The organism is Janibacter sp. LM (assembly GCF_039631275.1).
Lineage (GTDB): Bacteria > Actinomycetota > Actinomycetes > Actinomycetales > Dermatophilaceae > Janibacter > Janibacter terrae.
Genome location: NZ_JBDIVG010000045.1, coordinates 1 through 620, shown reverse-complemented (window position 1 = coordinate 620; position 620 = coordinate 1). Strand labels below are relative to the sequence as shown.

The 620-nt window shown below is 68.2% G+C and carries 1 protein-coding gene; it reads right to left on the bottom strand.

All coding sequences use genetic code 11. The features are described 5' to 3' along the window. Positions 1-620 (bottom strand): cytochrome c biogenesis protein CcdA (locus tag ABC138_RS16745; protein WP_345914394.1); only part of this gene is annotated, 620 nt, incomplete at both ends.

Below are 620 nucleotides of genomic sequence, written 5' to 3'. Positions count from 1 at the left end.
CACTTCCCATTCGCTGATGAGTTTGGTTTGCAGCGGCTGGACGATCGCATCCCAGCCGCCGGTGAGCAGGAGTGTCCCGACGATGATCAGCAGGGTTGCGCCGGCGACCTGGATCGCGCGCTGGTGTCGTTGCAGCCACGACGAGACCGGGGCCCAGCGTTCGTAGGCCGCGGCGATGAGGATGAAGGGCAGTCCCAGCCCGAGGCAGTAGGCCACGGCGAGGACGACAGCTCGGGTGATCGATGCGTCGCCGGCGAGGTTGAGCGCGAGGACCGCGGCGAGTGTCGGGCCCATGCAGGGTGCCCAGCCCAGACCGAAGACGGCCCCGAGGACAGGGGCCCCGGCCAGGCCGGTGGCGGGCTTGATCGGCAGTCGGAAGGTCCGCTGCGAACCGGCGCCGAGGAAGACAAGGGCCATGAGAATGACCACTACGCCACCGATGCGCATCAGCAGCTCTCGGTGCTCGACGAGCGCGCGGCCGGCGGTGGCCACGAACATCGAGGCGAGAACGAAGACGAGGGTGAAGCCGAGGATGAACAGCAGCGCGCCCAAGACCATCCGGCTGCGGCTGCGCCTCTCCAGTGCTACGTCGGACAGGCCGGTGACGTAGCCGAGATAGC